Here is a 15802-nt window from a genome sequence, read left to right as displayed (position 1 = left end):
CGCTTTGTATCTCACCCCCGGCAATCTGCCGTTGTAGCTGCTCCTGTGCCTGACGTTGTGACTCAGCGGCGCTGCGGTAAGGGTCTGACGCAATCGCTGCATTATGATCTTCCCAGCGCTGCTTTGACTCTGCGAGGGTTTTATTCAGCCGTTCCAGTTCAGCGCGTTGGCCATCAGTATATTTCGCGCCGGTTTCAATTGATGCGGCAAATAATGACGCTGCAGCTTCACCTTGTTTGAGTCGAACTGACTCAACCTGAATTTCTTTATTCAGATTGGCAATGGCTTGTTCATAGGCTTTTGTTGCACTTTCAGCCGTTTTTGTTGCACTGGCCGCTTTGCTTTTTGCCTGCTCATTCGCTTTGTTCTGCTCAGACTGATCGTAGTTTCTGAGTTCGCCGCTGACGAATTTCGATACCTCTTTCGGATCAGTAATTTTGAGCCGTTCAGCTTCTTGTCTAGCTATTTCTGTCGCCTGCGCCCTGCCCGACAATTTTAATATTGCCAGCTTATCGTCCTGCACCTTTTGCGCGTTTTTAAGCTCTTCACTGACAGGCAGAATCAGACTAGTTGAGTTAAAGGCGGTTTTGGCTTGGGTAGCAATATTCAGAGAACTGGTAAAATTAGCCATCATTCCGGCTGCGATACCCACTTCTACCTGTTCCAGTTTAAGGATGCCGACACCTTCTTTAAGCGTCCCATTTAACTGACCGCTTAAAACATTAGCCCCATTGACCGCACGACTTTTATTGTCCTGCGCATCCGTCAACTCTTTGAGCGCTATCGCCTGATTATTGAGAGAGATATTCAATTCTTCATTGGCTTGCTTCCCAATGGTTGAACCTTCCCCCCATAGATAAATCTGTCGGCGATTCCGCTCAACGGCTTCTGTTGCTTTGTCGTAATTCTTTTGCGCATCAACAACAACAGAAGAGAGCGCCGGTAATGAGTTATTCAGCTTGCCGATCTCAGCCGCTAACTGAACATTCCCCATTTCCCGCATTTTATCAATCAGTCCACCGACACCACCCGCTAGCTCTGTCGCTGAACGTTTGGCTTGTTCTGATTTCTCATAGAAATAATAAACTGCGCCAGCAGCCAACATTGCAGCCCCAACAGGCCCCCCAATCAAGCCCAGCGCCTTACTCGCCAGTCCAGAAGCAACATTCAACCGTTTTTGTGCTTCGGTAAGGGCATCCGTTGCTGCCGCTTCTGCGCGGGATGCGGCGGCTATTGCAGCAGAGTTAACCGCCAGTTGTGCACGAATAACCGTACGAGCCTTTTCGGTTTGCGCCAACTGTAACTGAGCGACCAACGAACGCTGTGCGGCAACCGCCGATTCTCGCTCTGTCCGGATCTGTAACAATGACGCCTGAACGCCTTCAACCTGCGCCGCTGCCAGAGCGAGTTGTGATCGTGTTGTATTAATGACTTCTTTAGCGGCTGTCCTTACGCTATCAGCCATGCCACCAAAGTAACGCGCCAGTCCAAGCCCCACCAAGCCGGTACCGGCTGCAACCAGCACATCGATATTATCTGCCGCCGTGCCAATCACACCGGAGATCGCCGCCGTCACACCCATTGCACTATTGGCATCACCAATATAGGCTTTCCAATGGTTTGACAGCTTGGTGATGGCATCCCCGACAGTGGTCGGCATAGCCTCGGCAAGTTCGGCGTTACGGTCTTTTGCCGCTATCACCGCCTTGGAAAAGGTATCCATTGATAACTTTCCAGCCGCGCCAAGTTTTTTCACTTCAAGCTCAGTGGTCCCCAAATAACGGGCAATATCACCGATAACAGTTGGCATAATCTCCATGACGGCATGCCACTGATCACCCGCCACCTTGCCATTTACCATGGATTTAGACAGGGCATTAATCGCGCTCTCGCCTTTTTCAGCACTGGCGGCGTTAATGGTTAACGCACTGGAAATTGAATCAATAAAATCAATCGTACTGGCCGTGGAGAAACCCAGCTCTTTCATGGAGTTGGCACTGCGAATATACAGCTCAGATTGCTCTTCGATACTTTTATAAGTTCGGTCGCTGATCTCCATCAGGCGCTGCTGAACGCTGTTATATTCCTCCTGAGAACCAGTCGCCATTTTGATACGCGATGAGATCTGCCCGTATTGGTCAGCTGTAGTGATCAAACTGCCAACTGCAAAGGCTCCGGCAAACATGCCCACCATGCCACTAGCAGATTCTTTCACTGTGACCAGTTCGTTATTAAGTTCTGCTAATGCCCGTTTGCTCTGGCGTGTCGCCGCTTCTGCCTTGCGCGAGCCTCCTTCTATCGTCTTATAATATTCAGATCCCAAACGAGAGGCTTTTGCAATCTCGGTTTGAAATGAACTTGAATTAGCCGACAGGTTGACGATCAGATCACCCAGAACTGTCATAGTTCCTCCCAGAAACCCGCCGAAGCGGGTGAATTACTCAGCCAACTGACCTAAAAACGCTTCAAGTTCTGATCCGTCATCGTTTTCCGACTCACCCCAGCCCAACAAAACATCTTCAATGCTGAGCGGGTTCTTCCCCCCTTGTGCGTTATAGGTCGCTGCCGTGATTTGTGCTGCTTGAAAGTCGCCCCGTTCATCACCGATGGGGCTAATACGGTCATATGCAGCCCATAAGCGAAGTTCGCTCATACCAATTGTTTGCTTGAGTTCACCCAGCGTCCTGCCCAAACGCAGTGCGAGTTTCATCATGAATTGGGTACCGGGTTCTATAACTTTTTTTCAGCATCCTCTGGAGACGTTGCCAGCCCCATTGCGATCCTAAGAAGACGGGCATGCACCGGACCATAAAATGAAATGACTTTTTCCAATTCATTCACTGCAAAAACCGGTTGCAGATCTTCGTCTAATAGAACATCAATGAACATCACCGCATCGGCACGGATATTGCGCTGAGTTTCCTCTGAGATGGAAAGTTGAACTTCACTTTCCCCTGCTTTTGTTTCCGGTGATGCCATAATCTCGCGCCACCGCCCCCAGCCCTCTAAAGAGGGTTCTCGTAGCACAACGCTTGCTCCATCCCACTCGCTGACGGGTACACTTTTAGTGCGAAATCCAGCATGTGCCGAAGACACCAGTGATTTGAGATCAAATTTCTTTTTGGCTGACATGTTTTAGCACCCTCTTATTAAACGGTGACGTTAGCTGTGTAAGTGGCGGTTTTGCCGCCATCGGAAGTCGTCACTGTAATATTGGCTGATCCCGCCGTTGCTCCAGAGGGTGCTGATACCGTTACCAACATACCCGTTGCCGTAGCTGTTACTCGGGCCGGAACGGATGAGAGTAGAGTGAAACCCTTGTTTGTGGCATTTGATGGAGAAATATTGACGTTAAATGTCGCTGTTCCACCGGCAACCACACTGCCACTGGTTGGGGTAAGCGTTAAGCCGGTGACAGGAACAATATCGGAGGCCATAATTCGAACAGGCTTACCGATGATACGTAGTGTGTAAGAAGAAGAAACCACACCGGAAGTCCCCGCACTCCAACTGTTTTGCCGAACCTCGGCAAGATAGGCGAATCCATTACCTGACGGGAAGACAACTTTGATAGCGCGTCGCTCATTCGTTTCATAGGCTTCCATTAACGATTCCTGAGCCAATTCTCCAGCACTCCAGTTTCGGTTAATGCTCATTTCTGCAGGAGATGAAAGCCCATTAGTCATCTCTTTTTCGGTCGAGCAAAGTGTTGTAACTTCAATATCATCTTTCTGCCCCCCGGTGAAACTGAGTTCTTTTGTTGAGCATGATGCTGATAACCAAGTTGCATCTGCTGGGTTTGCTTCAGTCGCTGCCTCAGCAGAAACACTGAAAACTGTACCCTGTGTTTTTTCATAAATACTGGTCATATTTTGCTCCAGACATAAAAAACCCGCGCGGCGGCGGGTATGTACGATAAGAAAAGGCGTTATTTAAAATACGACAGCCTGTAAGTGATATCCGACGAACCCCACGTAATCGCTTCATCGTCGCGTTGATAGTCGTAGCCTAACGGGGAAAGACTTTCTATCTGTTCGTATAACGCTGGGATATCCCCCATCACGGGGTAAATGTTGTTTTCCATCCACTCATCCAGTGCTGAATCGGGGCTTTTTGCTTTTAAAAAAACCTCCACATGCAAAACTGAACGCCAGTGGTCGCCGTCGATATACTCCCCCGTTGACTCTGAATCAGTCAGATAAACGGCAACGGCCGGTAGGTCTGTGACATCAAGAAATACCGGCCTGCCGTCAAAAAAAGTGACATCTGGCGCGGTAATCGATGCTTTCAGTGCATCTAGTACGGCTTTACGTATTGCGGTATTTCTGTTCATCGTTTGATCACCAGTCGTAATTGATTACTCAACGCAGCCGCCAACTCTTTTGGCATATCACTCATCAGTAGGGATTTCGTTTGGTTGTGAAATGCCTGAGTGAGTGGTGCAGCCATTGGGATTTTGATGACTTCAATCGGATAACGCGCCTTTGACGTTCTACGCATCACTTGCCATCGCCCATTGCTGAGCTGTTGCACAAATCCCCCCGGAAAAGAGAATCGGCCCACTTTTAATACGCTGTCTGCACCACCTTTACTGTTACGACGAGATATCTGCAGGCGCACAGGGCCAAGATTGATAACAGGCAAATCTCCCCGCTTAACACGGATCGTCGCAATGGGGCGGCTCGGACTGGCTTTTTTCAGTCGGGTACGCCCTCGGACCAACTTTAACGGGACACGTGTACTCTTTGAGACTTGCGACGCACTGCGGCTAATGGCTCGACCGGCGACACGGTTCACCGCTTGCGAGGTGGCCCGAGGCACCGCCGTTTTACTGAGCGCGGAAAGGTTACTGATGAGCTGGTCTAAACCTTGAACGGTCATGGTACCTCCCGTTACTCCAACCAGATTTGGGGCTTTCCATTAAAAGACTGATGGCGGGTGACGATGTAGGATTGACCTTCCCAAGTCACCTGATCATTGCGGCGTGGGGAATAATCTAATGAGAAGATAACCAGCGAAATACCGTCCCCCGTCACCGGTCCCATTTCGGGGATGAGATGACTTTCAACGGCAATATACTCAACTTCATTGATGAGTACCGGTTTACCCATCCGTTCCACTGTCGCCAGATCCATTCTCACAACCAGCCGTTCAAAGGCGTTAGCCATTGATTTTTACCGCAATCACTGTCTCGCTAGCGGCAGCAGCAGCCCAGGCACAACCCGCCGCAACTGCGTCAGCAGACGCAAGTTGAACCTTACCCGCTTTCAGGAAAACCTTTTTCCCGGCTGGAATGACATCAGCAGCTAACTTAGGCAATAGAAAAACCCCTTCGGCCATGCCGTCGCCGGTGACTGTAGGGCTAATATCAACCAGCGCCACAGCAATAATATCGCCAATCACTACCGGATCGCCGCTTGAGATAATCTCCACACCCGAATTCGTGATTGGGATGGTCTTACCTTCCTGAATAAAATTAGTAGCCATAAAATCTCCATACAGCCCCGAAGGGCTGAATTTTAGGTATAAAAAAAGCCCTAACGGGCTGCAGAGAAACACGATCACAAAGGGTTATACGCCCGAGGATTTCACCAAACCACGATAATCAAGTGGTGCCACGCCCGCATCGATACGGACTTTTGTTGCAACACCATCGGTGCTAAAACCTTCTAGCTGATCGATATAGGGTTGATCAACGCCATTAAGGTATGCCACTTCGATAGTATCCGTGCCTTTTGCTGAGGCCAGATACCATTGAGTTTTGCTGGCATCATCTAAGCGAGGTTCACCCACGATGCTGGCAAAGTTTTGAATTGGGTTATTAATCCCAGAATTAACATCCGCGCCTTTCACACTCGCAGACTTGATTGTCTGGTTTGCGACCGTCTCCAGCGCAGTGGGAACCAGCAGGAAGGCAGGACGAATATTAAGCGTTCGCTCTGTGGTGGGTTCTTTCTGGGTCCGCATTAATTGACGAGCATTATCCAGATTGGTGACATCAATTGCACCTGTTGAGAGGTTTTTGTGATCGCTACTGAATAAGGCTTTTCCATCAGAAAGCTTTCCATTATTTGTAAGAATCGCATAAACCAAATCGCCAATGGTCGCTTTAGCGGCTCGTCCCATTTTCATCGGAACATCGGTTAGCTGACTCAAGTCGTCGTTAATAATTGCTTGGCGAGTAACAGAGAAAATCTCACCGTAAGTGGCCAGTGCAATCTGTTCGCCACGATCTGATGTGGTGACATATTTATACTCAGCGCCTTCCCGCACCTTACGCAGCGATGGGAACCCCCCCATTCCAACACGATGAGCAGTCTTAAAATCAGATAGTTGCCCTTTTTTCGTCCATTGTTCGAAGGTTTCTTCAGCCTCATCCCAGCCCTGTAGAAGTGACTTATTCGCCACATCCAACAGAATATGACCGAAATCAGATGTCGTATGAGTGAATGACATACCAATCATCTGCATAGGATTGTATGACGCAACACCGATCCCCCGCTCAGTCAGTGACATCCGAGCATATTCACGCAGCGTCATACCATTATAAACGTTGTCATTTTGACGATCTTCGAAACCGGCGCGTGACATTAACGCTTGGCGAATACCATCGCTGGTGAAATTACCATTACCGGCATAGATATGCAGACCTGCAGTTGGGGTTTTATTCGATGGCGTGGCATCTTTACCCATCAGTGCCAGCAGCTTTTCGCGGGACTGTTCCAACGTGCAATCCACATCTTCGACACACGCAGATTGTAATTCCTGATAGCGGCCACCGAACATCGCAAACAAATCTTTAATGCCGTTGATCCGCTGTTTTTGGGCCTCACGCTCCTGAGTACGAATAGCGTTGTCATCCAAAGACGCTGTAGGGACTACCGGTTGGGTTGGGGCGACTGGTTGTGTCGTGGTCGCTTTGGGTTTAATAATCATATTCTTCAGAGAAGCTGGCATAGACTCGAATTCCTCAATACGTTTTGAATTGATGCGGGCCATCGCCTGCATCGACGGGAGTAGTTGATCGGCAAAACCGTGTTCGACACATTCCTGAGCCGTTAGCCAGGTTTCTTCACCGAGCATAGCAGCCAGTTCATCCGGGGTTTTGCCGGTCTTTTGGGCATAGGAAGGAATAAGAACCCCTTCCACCTTATCGAGCAGATCGGCATAGTCGCGCATATCGTTAGCATCACCACCAGTAATGCCCCAAGGCTTATGGATCATCATCATCGCGTTTTCCGGCATGATGACGGGGTTACCGACCATGGCGATCACTGAGGCCATAGATGCGGCCAAACCGTCGATATAAACCGTTTTGCTGGCAGGATGAGTGTTCAGCAGGTTGTAAATGGCAATCCCCTCAAACACATCACCACCGGGAGAGTGGATGCGCAGGTTAATATGGTCGATATCACCCAATGCTTTCAGGCTGCTGGCAAACTGGCGGGCGGTAACCCCCCAATAACCGATCTCCTCGTAGATATAAATATCCGCGCTTTTTTCCCCACTGGCTTTCATACGGAACCAGCTTTTATCACCGCCAGACGCCTGCGGTGCCTTAATCAGTTTCTTTCTGCTGTTCTTGCTCACGGGCATCTCCTTTATCGTTAGCCGGATCAGTATCAAAAATCAGGTCCAGCTCGGTATTTTCGTCAATTTCCGCCTTACGACGGCGTTTTACATCCCCTGGGTTAGCGCCTCTCGCTCTGATCCAATCCGCTTCGGTTGCTGCGCCGCCTCGAATCAGGACTCGCCATGAATTAGCCTCTTTCAACGGATCAATCCACGGCATCACTGGCCCGCTGTAAACCGCATTCAGTAAGGTCTTTTGGTCAATATCGGGCGGGACATGGATAATGCCAGCAGCGATGGCCTGTTTCAGCCATTGGCGATACATCGGGCGAGTGACGGCAGCAATAAAAGCATCCTGCAAAATCCCATAACCTTCAAAAGACTCCACCAGCTCCTGTCGTTGGGCGCTGTAAGTACCATCATAATTACGGGAAATACTGGAATAGCTGCCACGACTCCCTGCCGCAACCGCCCTTAACTGCCCATTACGGAAATTTTCAAGGTTAGGATTCGGACGGTCTGACTTAATCATTCCGATTTCTTCACCGGGCTGAAGATCATCAAATAGCATGCCCGGCACAATATCTAGCTCTCGCTTATCATCGGCATTCGCGTCATCAAAACTCTGTCCATCCCCTTTCTTGATATACATGCCTAATGCCGCTGCGATACGGGCGGCGGTGAGTTCAGAATCTTCATACTCTTTGAGCGCACTCAACCGGATCAGAATGCCGGACAATAAGCTGTTACCCCGAACTTGATGCAGACGACGCATAAACTTCAGATGCACCATGTCCTCGGACAGAATTTCTTTTGTATTGCCCAGCGCAATACCTGTCGTGGAAAGGGATTTGTAGACGATATATTTTGTGGGTCGCCCCCAGCCATTGAGGTAAATGCCCTGACAAATATTTTTTTCGGGGGCATTGGATTCCAACGGAACAAAATCAGGCTCTAACGCTTCAATCCAGAAAGGAATACCGGCCGTGGCGGTCAAGCCTTGAGCCGTTCCACTCACGAGTTGTCCAAATACTTCACCATCACGTAACCACGTTCGAGCCATTAGGCGTTCAAGTACGGGGCGAGTAAATTGACCGGTCACATCCGGTGAAACGGACCACTCGGCCCATGCGGACCTGATTTGCTTCGCTAAATCATCCGCGATTAACCCAGTGAGGAGGATGGGCTGAGGATCGACAATAATACCCTTAGCCCCAATGATGCGCTCCTCCAGTTTATCCAGCAGCCCGATCACAAGATCATGGTTGTTGTCCAAATATCGGGCCTGCTCCCTCAAAGAGCGACCAGCCACTTGACTAAGTTGGTTAGCATTACGATTTTCACGTCTGGCGCGATGTGTGCGTGTCGGTAATACCGCTTCATAAGCACGGATCGCCACCCGAGATTTTAAACGGGCCGCTTTCCAGCTCGGGGAAAACAAACCAATCGCATCATCAATAATGCTCATTATGGAAACCTCGCCACTTTATACATAGGACGCCCGCGCCGCGCCGCAATCAGCAGCCGGAGTTCTCGTCGGTATGCCGCTAGCCCCTTTCGTATCTCACTCAGATTTTCCATCGACATTGACTGACCGTTAAAAGTGATGGATTTCCCTTCCAGCACAGCTATTTCAGCGGCAACATAACGCTGGATCATGTTTTCAATTTCTGCCTGATTCACACCCAGCCTCCTGAAGTTGATGATACCCATGCAGAGGTTTTTTCCTCTTGCGGGGCAAGTGATTTTTTAGGTTTTGGTGTCTTAGTTCGAGATGTTGTGGAGGTCGGTTTTTGAACGGGCGATAACGAGGAATGGGTATCAATAGGCCGCGCCCAAGGCGGCGGTTTTTCCCAGTTGATTTTCTCGTACCCCTTCAGTATCACTAACGCATGGGCATAGACCATTAAGTCAAATGCCTCATTTGCGCCCTTGCCCGGCTTCGTCCATTTACCGTCACTACCGCGTTCCTCGTAAGTCAACTCGTCATAGAACCACTCCCCCAGCCACGCCGGAAAATGCACGTAGTTAGCCCCCGGTGTTTCGCGCTGAAGCGCGTTGCTGATCCGGTCTTTTAATTGATTGGTCTGCAACAGATAAAGCGGCACAACTCCCCCCGCCTCAGCTCGCCGATTGGGGCGATCGGTATTGTCAGGGAGCGTTTTGGTGATCAGTTTGCTTCGCGTCGTACTGTCCCCTTTGAAAAGAAAAACACGTTTGTGGACACCATCGCGACGACATTGCCGCCAAAACTCGTAAGCGTTGCCGGTGACGCCATCTTCACCGCCTGAGTCAACCGCCATTGCCAGTACAGGCAATGAGACGCTAGGGTTGCTATGTAGCGGCCATTCCTTATCCAACACGTCGGAACGTAACAGGTCCCAATCCTCGAGATAACCAGCGGGATCAATCGGCAGACTTTCACCGTTCGGGCCGACACGCATTGATTGCTTAATGTTGTATCGGTCAACTATCCAGCGTTCGCCATGGGTGCCATAACCAACAACCTGAACAACGAAACGTCGATTTTTACCGCCCTGCACATCAATAGTGGCAACGAGGAAATGCACACCTTCCGGCACGGTACGCTTAGTCACGTCCTCTGCCCGAATCATCAGAGTTTCAGATTGTCGCTGCTCTACGCTGGAGCGGGGTAAGTAGGGAATACCACAGTCCGTATTCGTGACAGCTTTCAAGGTTTCTTCGCTGCCAGTAGCTTCAAATTCTTGCTCAGCAGTCAGAAGCCTGAATATCATTTGCGCCCAGGTCTGATAACCAGCAGCGGGGCCTTCCATCCAAAATGAAGCAATACGCGATTGTCGTGGAGTGCCGGTAATATCCCCATTAGGATCAGAGTGCTCTCCCTCTCGCAGCCAAATACCCTTTTTGTTTAACTCATCTTTTAAGTCTGAGGTGATGACGCCCTGACAAGATGGGCAAACCAAATGTGCATCTCGGCTGGCCTGTATAGGGTCTGGCACATCACGATACCCACTCATCGCTTGCATGCAAGGCTGAAAATATTCGCCACAATGCGGGCATGGCCAGTACCAGCGCCGTCTGTCTCCACGGTTATACAACGAAAGAATGCCAGTGGCTGGGGGGGCTTCATGGGGAGATGTTCGCCGCCATTTAGTATCGCGAACATCCCTGCCTGGTGAACTTTCCACCAGCGTCATACCGGAACTCATAAATGTGGTGGTACGCTTTGAGGCCAGTGTAAAACCATCGCCTTCCCCGCCAATATCTTCTACCCAGCGGTCATAATCAGTCAGCGCAACAAATCGGTAATCGGACGATGAAAGGATATTGATTGAGGGCCAGCCTATCTTCAGATAATTACCTGCACGAAAAATAATATCGTGGACGTTATTATCATTAGGGTTTTTACTGAGACGTTTTGCAACTTCCGGGCTAACCCTAAAGGTTCTGGAGAGGCGTTTCTTTGAGTGTTCTCGCGCCTTTTCCTCTGTCATTTGCACCAACAGAAAATCAGCGGGATCGCAGACAATAGAATAGACACACCAACCATCAATTAGCCCAATAGTTTTACCCGTTCGGGCAGGGCCGACAAAAATAACTGCGTCATACTCACGTGAAGCTAGGCAGTTCATAGGCTCAATAATATAAGGTGTCATGGAGGCATCCCACGGCACTGAATTACCCCCGCCTTTGGGAACACGCATATACTTTTGTACTGCCTCGGCAATTGGAATGCGCCGAGGGGCTTTTAGCAGGGCTGAAACATCACGCCGTATAGCTGCCGCTGATGCATAACTCATTAATGCTCATCCTCAGTTTCTGCCAGTGAAACCGATGAGGCCATTAAGTCCCTCAACTCATCAGCCAGCGATTGCGCCTCATTCACCAGTTCAGGCGACCAACTCTTTTTACGTTCAAGCACATCCGGCCAAGTATCCAACAGTTGAGCGACCGACTTCACCAACAAGGCCATCTCGGTATGAACTTCACTAACAGGGATAAGTTGACGCAAGCTGGCTTCCAACTTCACTCGCTCATTTTCAGACTGATACCAATCTTTACGATCTTTAGGACCCATTCTCTGTGGATTTTGAAAACCATCAGGATCGACAGGCTCAATCTCCCCAAACAAAATGGGGCCGACATCTTTCAGTGCATAAACGGGGTTGCCTCTCACTGTGTCAGCGATTGGCGTATTGGCATCGAGCAGGCGCTTTCTCACCGTTCCGCGATTTAGCCCAAAAGCCTCAGCAATCTTCGCTACGCTCCAGTTATAAGCGTCCCCCAGATTGCTGATATTGGACATTGACACCTCATCCTGTCAGGTGAAACTGGTATTTATTAAATAAATTCAAATAATTACAATCTGGTCAGATGACAGTGCGCTTTTAGTTTTGTCACCTGAAAGTTGATTTTTATTCTAATTTTCAAGAAGATGCGACACCTGCTGCTGTCACCATGAAAATTGAAAAACTAGCCGTTTTCCGCGAGTCCCACTCCCCGTGGTAGGGACCCCCTCTGGGAGTACCTTTTGAGATTCATTAGCATTTGAGATGAAATGATTTCACTTTGTGATTATTCCGGCCTCACCTATCTGTAACTCCGCACCAATCAGACCGAAAGCGACTGCTTCCTCACCTTCAGGGTAATCAGCTAGAACCTCACGCAGCTTCTTTGCAGCTTCATTCACTTTGGACTGAAATTCCTCTGGCTGTGAAGCAATCAACCCTTTGAACATCAATAGAGTTTGCTGGTCCTGTGTCATGGTTTACTCCAAAAGAAAAACCACCGGCTTATAAGGCCAGTGGCTTGTAATTAGCTAAGTGATTGACCAAGATGTTTGGGCTTAAATTGGTTTTGGTTTTTGTCTCATAATTGCTTCTTCAACATCTTCCATTAATGGTTCATTGCCAATATAACCAACAAGATACATTTCACCATTATCAGAATAGTGTTCAGCAACCACAAAGATAGCTTCACGTAAATGCGGATCTGCTATTTGTGGAATTAAATGTAGTTTGCGCAATCCCTGCTCAATACTGCGCACTTCCCCATTCCACCCCTCACCAAAAAGCATTATGTCTTGCATATAACAACCTCTGGTCAATGAAGTAATAACGAAACCATATTACTACAGACATTATCGATGGCACTCAATGAATACCATCTGTAATGCTTTTACTCTTCGACTGTTGCACCTTCTGGCAATTCACGCCCAGCGTATACAGCGCAGCCTGGGTGACGCTCATCTTCAACAGCAGTCAAATCACTCTCATCGAACCATGCGCTCATGGCCCGACCATCGCCAGCCTTGTAATGCACAAAATAAGAGTTCTCATGTGTTGCGTATTCTGCGCGGCCTTTCACCTCGCCAAACTCATCACTAATCGCGATATTTACCAGTTGGGTCAATTCATACTTAAACATTTGATTTCCTTTTGATGGATACAAAAAACCTACCGAAGTGGCGGTGGTGGTGGCGCTTTAGGGCGCTTATAGTTTGCTGGCGGTGGCCCGTTACGGTTTGAGCCATTCCGTCCAGAACAAACAAGAGCAGCTGCAATAATGGGAAAGATAACAATGAGAGCTAATAACGAGATGAGTGCGAACAAAGCATTTACCAGATCATTCATCTTATTGCCCCGTTCTATCTGAGTTAATGATTAACCGGTCGTCAGTGATAACCTTCTGCAATGCGGTGACCTTCTCAACTAACTTGTCGGCTCGTTCAGCGATTGAAATAAGAAATCCGACATCTGCGTCTGAAAATCCGCAGTCTCTGGCTGCATCAGTGAGCTGTCCACTGGCGGGAGTAACGGACATATCCCCAACTGAAGCGGAGAGACACTCGAAGCGCTTTTGCAGCCTGATATTGCCAGCGCGATAAGCAGCAATAGTGCCTTTTGCTTTGTTCTCAGCATCTGCTACCCCTTGTTGATATGCTTTTAATCCGGCTGATTGCGCGGCTTGAAGTTGAGCCTCTTTCTCGTCAGCACTCTTTTTAGCGGCTTTTTCTGCTTCTAGGTCTGACTTATCACGCCTAGCCCATTCAAGTGACCATTCCGAATCTTTACTATCGCTGCCCCACTTATGTCCACCAGCGATGCAAATAGCAGCGATTACCAGCACTGCGATCAGTATTGCCGTTACCTTATTCATGATGTGAGTATCCCGACCACAAAAAACCACCACCATTGCGGAATGCCATAAAATACCAACACAGCAGCGGCGATAAAGCAGATAGCACTCATTTGAAATCACCTGTCAGGCAGAGAGACTTTTCTTTTCCACGACGAGTAACCAGTCCGGGGAGTTGTTTTCCACCACCGTAAGTCCATCGGGGGAATTGATAGCAGGCTTCGGTGAATTTGCTATCGCGCAACATTCGATACATCGTAGATTTCTGCATCTGCGCACAACCAGCGTTAAATGTGATCGACGTAACAGCATCAAACTGGCCTTGATTCAGCTCCTTTCCATTGCCAAATTTGTTTACGCAACGTTCAGCATCAAGAATATTCTTTTCCCAATCAGCGGCTATTTGAGCGTCAGTCTTAATCACCCCAGCCTTGACGCCGTGAGTATTGCCAATGCCATCGGTCAACACTCCAGCCGGACATACGTATGGGTCACGGCGGCATGATTCAGCATTACCAATAAGCTCTAATCCTTTCTCGCTTGTTCTCACCGTTCCGTTAGATACGACGATAGCAATAATGGCTGACACTGCGCAGGCGGTACCGATGGCAACACGCTTTAATGTCGTCATCACTCACTCTCCATTTGCTGCAAAACTTCATTTACCACTTGAATTGCAGCCGGATGGCTATCAATAGGTTTGCCGTGCAAATAGTCTTTTAATATCTGCGTACGCTCTTGCTGCTCTTTAATTTGAGCCGCCTTTTCTCTTCGATTGGCGTAATACGTTTTGATGGTGAACCACGCACTAACCAAAGCGCCGATAATAAAAATGTATTCCTGCAAACTGAGAGCGGAAAACAAAGCAAGTGAAGCTGTCCACCAATAAGGCACTTGACCAGTATCGTTCATCTTCATATCTCCCCCTCCCGTTCTGCGGGTTGGGCGCGTAGTTAAGGAATTTAGCCCACCAGTGCAGCCACTCATGCGGAGTAATGTGTGTGGAGTTGATTGGGTGACTGATGGGCTAAAACGAGAAAGGCCCACCGAAGTGAGCCTTAAAAGTTGGTATGTGGTGTCCGGCGCTAATCTCGGATATGTCAGACTCTCACTGCGCTACTCCGTGTATCAGGGAATGGTTTTACACTCTCCCTTGCAGGCCGTCTGCTGGAGTTTTGCCAGCCTGCACGGTCACTTCATCTCCAGTATTGCGGCGCTTTAGCATGCGCATTCACCACATTCGGCTGGATACTGTTTCACAACGATTGGATTAACCAATCCAGTACCCATGCGAATGTAGAATGCAAAAAGCCCCGGCGATTAACCGAGGCTTTAAAATTCGGGGCTGTGATAGTTAACCCTGCAACCGTATCAATGATAATGCAATCCTTGCACCAAGGTAGCTATCACAGCACTGAATAATTTACATTGCAATTATAAACAAACCTTAAACATAACTACCTTTACAGTGGGCATGACTCACAAAACCATAAATCCGTGAGCAATTAACTCAAGGGCTTGAATAGTTGCCGGTCTTTCCCGGCTGTCAGTTTTCATTGTAGATGAAATATGCTCAGCTTCTTTTGGACAGATGACCCTGGATGTCAGCCTGAGCATACTTCAAAATCAGTATACCCAATTAGAGGTAGATACATAAACAAAAAACCGCACGATGGCGAGGACTCTTTGAAGCCGGTTACGGTTCCGGCGTCAACACCTACCAATGTGCTGACCGCATACCTCTAAAATGCAAAAAGCCCCAGTAAATACCAGGGCTTTATAATTAATCGAACTATCTCGACAGTGACATCACAACTAAGTCACTCTACAGCAGGATTTTATTAATTTTATCTTGAATTTCTAGCTGCAATGACGGCGACTTAATCTCCCCATCTAGAGAGCTTTTGTCCATTAGCATGACATCAAGTCTCGCTCGTTCTGAAGGACCTAGCGTGCAATAAAACGCTGAAACTATCTTTTTTAGCGCCAATATTTCAAGCGTTATATGTGATGTAACGTCTGACATGCTTCATCTCCTAGTATCTACCATCATTACTAGGAGTATATATATGTCTTGTGGAAATGCTCCAATACAAATTGATACCAAGAT

Annotated in this window: 21 protein-coding genes; 1 reads left to right on the top strand and 20 read right to left on the bottom strand. The window is 48.5% G+C overall.

Annotated elements, in window-relative coordinates; translation table 11 throughout:
• The 19 genes from HUZ92_RS19315 to HUZ92_RS19225 form a co-directional block, all read right to left on the bottom strand.
• Positions 1-2404: tape measure protein (locus HUZ92_RS19315; RefSeq protein WP_174846877.1), on the bottom strand; the 2404-nt coding region annotated here is incomplete at its 3' end.
• A 33-nt stretch (positions 2405-2437) separates the two neighbouring features.
• A complete protein-coding gene (locus HUZ92_RS19310; protein ID WP_050146918.1) occupies positions 2438-2710 on the bottom strand; it encodes a phage tail assembly protein T in 273 nt (90 codons plus the stop codon).
• Between the two features lie 20 nt (positions 2711-2730).
• Positions 2731-3132, bottom strand: a complete 402-nt coding sequence (locus tag HUZ92_RS19305) for a phage tail assembly chaperone (RefSeq protein ID WP_050146825.1) — start codon at positions 3130-3132, stop codon at positions 2731-2733.
• Between the two features lie 17 nt (positions 3133-3149).
• Positions 3150-3869, bottom strand: a complete 720-nt coding sequence (locus HUZ92_RS21055) for a phage tail tube protein (protein ID WP_050295275.1) — start codon at positions 3867-3869, stop codon at positions 3150-3152.
• A 59-nt stretch (positions 3870-3928) separates the two neighbouring features.
• Positions 3929-4333, bottom strand: coding sequence for a phage tail terminator protein (gpU, locus tag HUZ92_RS19295; protein WP_050146821.1), 405 nt, complete (start codon positions 4331-4333; stop codon positions 3929-3931).
• A complete protein-coding gene (locus tag HUZ92_RS19290; protein WP_050146818.1) occupies positions 4330-4881 on the bottom strand; it encodes a phage tail protein in 552 nt (183 codons plus the stop codon). Before HUZ92_RS19290 ends, gpU begins: the two co-directional genes overlap by 4 nt.
• 11 nt (positions 4882-4892) lie before the next feature.
• A complete protein-coding gene (locus HUZ92_RS19285; RefSeq protein WP_050146816.1) occupies positions 4893-5168 on the bottom strand; it encodes a DNA breaking-rejoining protein in 276 nt (91 codons plus the stop codon).
• Entirely contained in the window at positions 5161-5487 is a 327-nt protein-coding gene (locus tag HUZ92_RS19280; RefSeq protein WP_050146814.1) for a DUF2190 family protein, read from the bottom strand. Before HUZ92_RS19280 ends, HUZ92_RS19285 begins: the two co-directional genes overlap by 8 nt.
• Before the next feature lie 84 nt (positions 5488-5571).
• Positions 5572-7596, bottom strand: coding sequence for a ClpP-like prohead protease/major capsid protein fusion protein (locus HUZ92_RS19275; protein WP_217450654.1), 2025 nt, complete (start codon positions 7594-7596; stop codon positions 5572-5574).
• Positions 7559-9040: a phage portal protein gene (locus HUZ92_RS19270; RefSeq protein WP_050146812.1), complete on the bottom strand. Its 1482-nt coding sequence runs from the start codon at positions 9038-9040 to the stop codon at positions 7559-7561. The genes HUZ92_RS19275 and HUZ92_RS19270 overlap by 38 nt, the downstream gene beginning before the upstream one ends.
• Complete coding sequence (locus HUZ92_RS19265) at positions 9040-9255, bottom strand: hypothetical protein (RefSeq protein ID WP_050146809.1); 216 nt, start codon at positions 9253-9255, stop codon at positions 9040-9042. Before HUZ92_RS19265 ends, HUZ92_RS19270 begins: the two co-directional genes overlap by 1 nt.
• Complete coding sequence (locus HUZ92_RS19260; RefSeq protein ID WP_050146807.1) at positions 9252-11354, bottom strand: phage terminase large subunit family protein; 2103 nt, start codon at positions 11352-11354, stop codon at positions 9252-9254. The genes HUZ92_RS19265 and HUZ92_RS19260 overlap by 4 nt, the downstream gene beginning before the upstream one ends.
• Complete coding sequence (locus tag HUZ92_RS19255) at positions 11354-11860, bottom strand: DUF1441 family protein (protein WP_050146805.1); 507 nt, start codon at positions 11858-11860, stop codon at positions 11354-11356. The genes HUZ92_RS19260 and HUZ92_RS19255 overlap by 1 nt, the downstream gene beginning before the upstream one ends.
• A gap of 258 nt (positions 11861-12118) precedes the next feature.
• Positions 12119-12319 (bottom strand): hypothetical protein, encoded by a 201-nt coding sequence (locus tag HUZ92_RS19250; protein ID WP_050295274.1) that lies wholly within the window; start codon positions 12317-12319, stop codon positions 12119-12121.
• A gap of 81 nt (positions 12320-12400) precedes the next feature.
• Positions 12401-12643, bottom strand: coding sequence for a hypothetical protein (locus tag HUZ92_RS19245; RefSeq protein WP_050295273.1), 243 nt, complete (start codon positions 12641-12643; stop codon positions 12401-12403).
• An 89-nt stretch (positions 12644-12732) separates the two neighbouring features.
• A complete protein-coding gene (locus tag HUZ92_RS19240) occupies positions 12733-12981 on the bottom strand; it encodes a hypothetical protein (protein WP_050295272.1) in 249 nt (82 codons plus the stop codon).
• A 207-nt stretch (positions 12982-13188) separates the two neighbouring features.
• Entirely contained in the window at positions 13189-13713 is a 525-nt protein-coding gene (locus tag HUZ92_RS19235; protein ID WP_050295390.1) for a DUF2514 family protein, read from the bottom strand.
• Positions 13714-13801: 88 nt separating this feature from the next.
• Entirely contained in the window at positions 13802-14323 is a 522-nt protein-coding gene (locus HUZ92_RS19230) for a lysozyme (protein ID WP_050295271.1), read from the bottom strand.
• A complete protein-coding gene (locus tag HUZ92_RS19225) occupies positions 14323-14604 on the bottom strand; it encodes a hypothetical protein (RefSeq protein WP_042806577.1) in 282 nt (93 codons plus the stop codon). The genes HUZ92_RS19230 and HUZ92_RS19225 overlap by 1 nt, the downstream gene beginning before the upstream one ends.
• A 73-nt stretch (positions 14605-14677) precedes the next feature.
• On the opposite strand from HUZ92_RS19225, the gene HUZ92_RS19220 reads away from it, so the two are divergent.
• Positions 14678-14914, top strand: coding sequence for a hypothetical protein (locus HUZ92_RS19220; protein ID WP_145566369.1), 237 nt, complete (start codon positions 14678-14680; stop codon positions 14912-14914).
• A gap of 603 nt (positions 14915-15517) precedes the next feature.
• Here the strand turns inward: HUZ92_RS19220 and HUZ92_RS19215 are convergent.
• Entirely contained in the window at positions 15518-15718 is a 201-nt protein-coding gene (locus HUZ92_RS19215; RefSeq protein WP_019210745.1) for a hypothetical protein, read from the bottom strand.
• Positions 15719-15802 lie beyond the last annotated feature (84 nt).

Origin of the sequence: Yersinia vastinensis, assembly GCF_902726565.1 — a bacterium.
GTDB classification, from domain to species: Bacteria; Pseudomonadota; Gammaproteobacteria; order Enterobacterales; family Enterobacteriaceae; genus Yersinia; species Yersinia vastinensis.
The sequence above is the reverse complement of the archived record's forward strand: the minus strand, read 5'-3'. Positions and strand labels throughout refer to the sequence as shown.